Raw genomic sequence first — 5,120 nt, forward strand, 5'->3', positions numbered from 1 at the left:
TGAAGCGTGTCAGACTACTTTTTTCTATAGTAATAGCCTTGCTGATAATTGCGGGATGTTCGTCGAATACTCAAACGAATAACAAAGACGAAGAAGTTCAGGCGAAAGAGGCTACTGCGAGTGAGGACTTAAGTGAAGATAGCGGTATATGGTTATATAGTGCGGAAATGGATGACGAAGAGAATTACGATGGCTTAGATATTAAAATTGATAAAGTACTTATCTCTCCGTCGAGCGCTCATATAGCGATTAAAGGCTCGATGGCTAATATCGGCCATTCGTCCTTTGAAGCCTATCCGGCAACGAATCCGATTACTTTGAACACGGGAGAAGAGTTAGGTCCGGAAGAAGTGATAACGGTATCGGAGGAAGGGTCGGCTGTGATGAAGAACAAAGGCGATAGGCTCGACTTCTTTTACGCATGGCCGATGTCTAATACGTCTCCTAGCGAAGTGACAAGCGTAAGTTTCTCGTGGAGAATCTTCAAAACAAACGGAGATGATGTACTCGACGCGGCTACATTCTCACGAAAGTATACGCTTAATCAATAACGAAAAGCCCCGTCCCTAACCGGATGGGGCGTTTTTTACGTTTAGTATATCCGCAAACTTAACGAAATTAGTATCGCCTCGATTATCCTTCACACGAAATTCCTTCCGTAGATGGTCCACGTAAACAACGCGTCCACTTACTTCGCGAACAAATCCGTCATCGTATAATTCGAAATCCAGCGGCAGGTCTTCGCTCACCGCCGAGGAAATAACGAACTCAAATTCGTCAACTTGCTCCTCGCTTAATACCGGACGTTCTATCTTCTGCTTCGCGAGGTGTAATTGACGCAAAGCTTCGTTGTGCTCCGGCAATATGAACTTCATCTGCCAGCGGTTCTGATCCTTCCGTTCGTCCCACATTGGCGACACCTCCGGTTAAATTATAGCCGAATATATGTTCGTTTATCAATCTTTTTCAATGACGATTAAATCGGAAATATCGTCGATCTCAAACGTGTTGATGATGCGGTCTAAGTGATCTACGGAAACTCTCGCCACATGATTACGTGCCAATTGCGAAATAGCAGCTTGACGTATTCCGACCTTCTCCGCAAATTCAACCTGTGTCAATCCGTATTGTTCCATAAGTTTATCGATGCGCAAAACGACATGCCTCATAAGGGACCTCCGTTGCTTTTTTGTTTATTATACCGTATCTATTTGTTTACGTAAATACGTATAAACGTAATTATTTTCGTTGACTTATTATACGTATAAGCGTAATATACGTATTAACGAATAAATGTATAGGAGGTATCGATATGCATTACTTAGCGGAACATCAAACGTTCTCGTCGACGCAGGCACTAAACAAGGCCGTCTACGAACATATCAAACGTAACTCATACGACCTATCCGACACGGCGCGGACCGCACTTAAACAGATCGCACGCTATGCGGTTAAGTTCGCAGGCGCAGCGCATCTCAAAGCGGAAACCTTAGCCGACCTAATCGGTAAATCCGTCAAGACGGCACGCCGCGTTCTTAATCAACTGGCTGCGTTGAATATCGTCAAGAAGGTTGCGACGACTCGTAAAATCAACGGTGGCAAGGGCGCCAACATAATCGTCATCTTACCGTTAGCTGCGAATGACCAGTCGACAATGACCACTCGGCAGGAGACGGAAAACGCCGATGTACCAACGGTTGAGACGCCAAAAATCGAAAATGAACCATCGGATTCTATTAATCACTTAAATCAAAAGCACGTTAAAGATACGGCTGCGGTACCGGCTGAAGCGCTGAAAAACTCGTTGCCAACGGAAATCTACAACGCTATGAGTCGCTACTTTGAAGCAGCAGAAATCTATAAATATTACGGCTTGTTATTGCGGGCTAAAGCATCCGTAGACCCTGCGTTGATGATCGAGCATGATCCGGAGCCATTTGTAGATGCGTGGCACAAGACGATACTCAAAGCGAAATTGAACGAAATTAGCCGTTTTGATGCGTATATGTATATTTCGTTTCAGCGGGCAGCAAGCGAGGCAAAACGTAGGAAAATGCGCGGTAAATTAGAGGCGTTCGAGGCGTTTCTTGAAGCGGAATAATTCGGGTAGGTATCGCATGAAATACTTGCAGAATAGCGCTCCTATCGTCTATAATACGAAGTATCGAAGTGAAACCGTTTGACTTACCGACTGACTTAACGTCTATATACCAACGTTTGACTTGCCGTCTGACTTACCGGAGACTTATCGTATACCTTGACAGGGTAGAGGTCGCTGGTTCGAGCCCAGTCGGAATCATCCACGGCGGTTAGAGGCGTTATATCAACGTTTCTAGCCGTTTTTTATTGCGTTGACTTAGACGATGACTTAGGCGTTCTAGGGCGCAGGGTAGCGGTCGTATAGTCGACGAGGTAGCGGTTTTCATTTCGATGACTTAATCGATTTGGAGGCGATACTATGTCCGCAAATAGATCGGGCAAGCGCGTTAAAAAAGAACGGACGTTACGTAAAACGTCAAGTAATCTCGATGTATTATTTATTCAATTTCGCGCGATAAAGAAATCTGAGGGGCGAGCTGAGGGTACGATAGAGCAATACGAAAATAACTACGGATTCTTCATCGAATACCTCGATCGTCACAAAATAGCGCGGTCAATCAATGAAATAAACAGAGATGTCATTCGTAGATATATCGTTTACATGAAGGATGAGTGGGTGAAATTCGAGGACCACGCATTTAAGAAAGAACGACATATGACAAAAGGGTTGGCGCCGTCTACTATTAATACCCGACTTAAAACCTTGCGAGTGTTCTTTAAAACGCTCCATGATGAAGGGTTAATTGAGACGAATCCTATGTACGGTATAAAGAACGTTAATGAGCCGGAAGAAGAGATCATTATATTAGATGAGGAAGAACTCCGAATATTATTTGCGGCTCCAAACCAACGTGATTACGCTGATTTTAGGGATTACGTGCTGATGAACGTATTATTGGACGGGATGATGCGTATTTCTGAAGCGTTAGGTTTACGTACAGAAAACTTCGACTTTAAGGGGTGTTCGTTGTACATACCGGCTCCTATAGCTAAAAATAGGAAAGCACGCACAGTTCCGATCGAGTTTGGTACAGCGAAACTTTTAAACGAATTAATTACCGAGAATAAAGCCGATTTTGATTCTGACTATTTATTCCTTGCAAACTACGGAGAGCCGTTAACACGTGATCATTTTAGAAAAAGGTTAGTAGAATACGCAAAGGAAGTCGGTATAAAGAAACGTGTACACCCGCACCTTTTCCGCCACACAGCCGCAACAATGTACTTAGAGGCCGGAGGAGATATAAGACACCTTCAGATGTTACTAGGACACAGCGATTTACGTATGGTTATGAGATATACACATCTCTCGGGGAGATCATTAACGGAACAGCACGATAAATATTCCGCAATCAATGCCGTAAGAAAAAAACTGAATAAACAACGGAAACTTAAAAGAAGATGACTCGGCCATTAGGTCGGGTTATTTTTTTTGTTTCGAATGTCCCGATTTTGATCAGTCACATGCGACTGTACTTATGAAAGCGAAAATGATTCGTAAATTAGTCGGAGACATTAACGTGCAACGGAGGTGATCGAATGTGATCGAACAGGTAGGCGTTTTAGATCTACGTGAACATAAATTTACTCAAGTCGCAAGTAGCGTACTGGCTGACGGTAAGATCCTCGATAAGAGCGCGCAGAAACTCGTATACACGATGCTTTCGATGCACGCGGATAATCATAGTAAGCAGTCGTTTCCTTCCGTTAAAACTTTGGCGGCGGAATGCTTATGCTCGGAAAATACGGTTCGGAAGGCGCTGACAAAACTGAAAGACGTCGGCTTGATCGATATTAGGGAACGGAAAAGTAAGGAGAGCGGTCAGCTATCGAATCTCTACGTATTGCTGCCAATACCCTCCTCATTCGATGAAGGTAGGGGTTCATGAGGTGAAGCCGTCCCTTGCTCAAACGACAGACGAACTATACTCATTTACTATATTCATTATCTATACTCAATTAAATAATAGCGCTCAATTAAAACCTTTCGCGCAGACACTTATTTAAAGATATATCTATCGCGATAAAAGGATATTTGCAAAGAGTGAGCGTAAGCGAACGAATTGCTACGGTTTTAAATAAAACGGAAAGAAGGCGGTAATATGACGTTTTATGAATACACACAGAATAACAGCGGCGGTCATTTCGAAGTAAACGATAAGGTGTGCCACCGATTATTTATCGAAGCGGAGAACTTAGCTGAAGCCGATTCTATTGCGGAAAGTCTAGGCGTTTACTTTAACGGAGTAACGGACGGGGTTGACTGCGGCTGTTGCGGAGATCGTTGGTATTCCGGAGATGAAATCAAGCTATCAGAATTCAATGAGAACGGATACGAGGTTTCGGTTTATGACAGGTTAGGAGACGCGGAGAAAGTTTGGCGTGATGGCTACGGAGCTTACGAAATTCATACGGAACCTCGATGGAAAAAGACTTCTTCCGTAAATTCAGCGGAAAGATTAAATTCCGCAATATCGAAGAATACGCACAGTTTTTGGCGGATGAATACGGATGGACAACGCCTGACGCGCGCATTTTCTACAAAGACGGAACAGTCACGGAAATCAATAAACGAAAAGGAGTCCGATAATCATGACGATTAACATTCCGATCTCACCCGACTACCGCCTTACATCCGACGTCCACAACATCATCGTAAATGAACGTTATTTCACCGACCCGACCAAATCGCCTGGCTGGGCGAAGAAACTAGCCGAAAACCCTGACGCCGACCCGACGCCGGTCGAGCGCTGGCGAGAAGTTTCGTATCACGCTACGGTTGATCGCGCCGTCTTGGACGTAATGAACCGACGGATCAAAACATCAGATGCGGCATCTTTAGCCGAGATTGCGCAAATGGTACGGGAATTTCGTACGGAATTAGCGGCGGCACTGACGATCGAGGGCGCTAATACTCACGACAAATAAAACGGCTGGGAGGCGGTTAAATCGTGACTAAAACGAAGGATCAAGAAATCGCAGAATTACGACAGGCAATGGCGGCGCTTATTGCGGAGATG

The 5,120-nt window shown here is 44.4% G+C and carries 7 protein-coding genes and 1 pseudogene; 6 read left to right on the forward strand and 2 right to left on the reverse strand.

Going from position 1 to position 5,120, the window contains the following annotated elements; genetic code table 11:
- The first annotated feature begins 38 nt into the window (after nt 1–38).
- On the forward strand, nt 39–551 hold the full coding sequence (locus LCD32_RS19185; RefSeq protein ID WP_224563054.1) for a hypothetical protein: 513 nt from the start codon (nt 39–41) through the stop codon (nt 549–551).
- Nucleotides 552–566: 15 nt separating this feature from the next.
- On the opposite strand, the gene LCD32_RS19190 is transcribed toward LCD32_RS19185, so the two are convergent.
- Together LCD32_RS19190 and LCD32_RS19195 are read right to left on the reverse strand one after the other, a co-directional pair.
- A complete protein-coding gene (locus LCD32_RS19190) occupies nt 567–911 on the reverse strand; it encodes a YolD-like family protein (protein WP_224563065.1) in 345 nt (114 codons plus the stop codon).
- A 45-nt stretch (nt 912–956) separates the two neighbouring features.
- Nucleotides 957–1,172, reverse strand: a pseudogene (locus LCD32_RS19195) (helix-turn-helix domain-containing protein); the annotation flags it as partial.
- 140 nt (nt 1,173–1,312) lie between these two features.
- Here LCD32_RS19195 and LCD32_RS19200 point away from each other — a divergent pair.
- The 5 genes from LCD32_RS19200 (at nt 1,313) to LCD32_RS19220 (ending at nt 5,028) form a co-directional block, all read left to right on the forward strand.
- On the forward strand, nt 1,313–2,101 hold the full coding sequence (locus LCD32_RS19200) for a helix-turn-helix domain-containing protein (RefSeq protein ID WP_224563071.1): 789 nt from the start codon (nt 1,313–1,315) through the stop codon (nt 2,099–2,101).
- A 357-nt stretch (nt 2,102–2,458) separates the two neighbouring features.
- Entirely contained in the window at nt 2,459–3,505 is a 1,047-nt protein-coding gene (locus LCD32_RS19205; protein WP_224562528.1) for a tyrosine-type recombinase/integrase, read from the forward strand.
- A 136-nt stretch (nt 3,506–3,641) separates the two neighbouring features.
- Entirely contained in the window at nt 3,642–3,989 is a 348-nt protein-coding gene (locus LCD32_RS19425; RefSeq protein ID WP_224562526.1) for a helix-turn-helix domain-containing protein, read from the forward strand.
- A 213-nt stretch (nt 3,990–4,202) separates the two neighbouring features.
- Nucleotides 4,203–4,703, forward strand: a complete 501-nt coding sequence (locus LCD32_RS19215) for a hypothetical protein (protein WP_224562524.1) — start codon at nt 4,203–4,205, stop codon at nt 4,701–4,703.
- Nucleotides 4,693–5,028, forward strand: a complete 336-nt coding sequence (locus tag LCD32_RS19220; protein WP_224562522.1) for a hypothetical protein — start codon at nt 4,693–4,695, stop codon at nt 5,026–5,028. The genes LCD32_RS19215 and LCD32_RS19220 overlap by 11 nt, the downstream gene beginning before the upstream one ends.
- Nucleotides 5,029–5,120: the final 92 nt, after the last annotated feature.

The sequence above is a fragment of the Bacillus sp. RSS_NA_20 genome (assembly GCF_020165915.1).
Taxonomy (GTDB): Bacteria; Bacillota; Bacilli; order Bacillales; family Bacillaceae; genus Bacillus; species Bacillus altitudinis.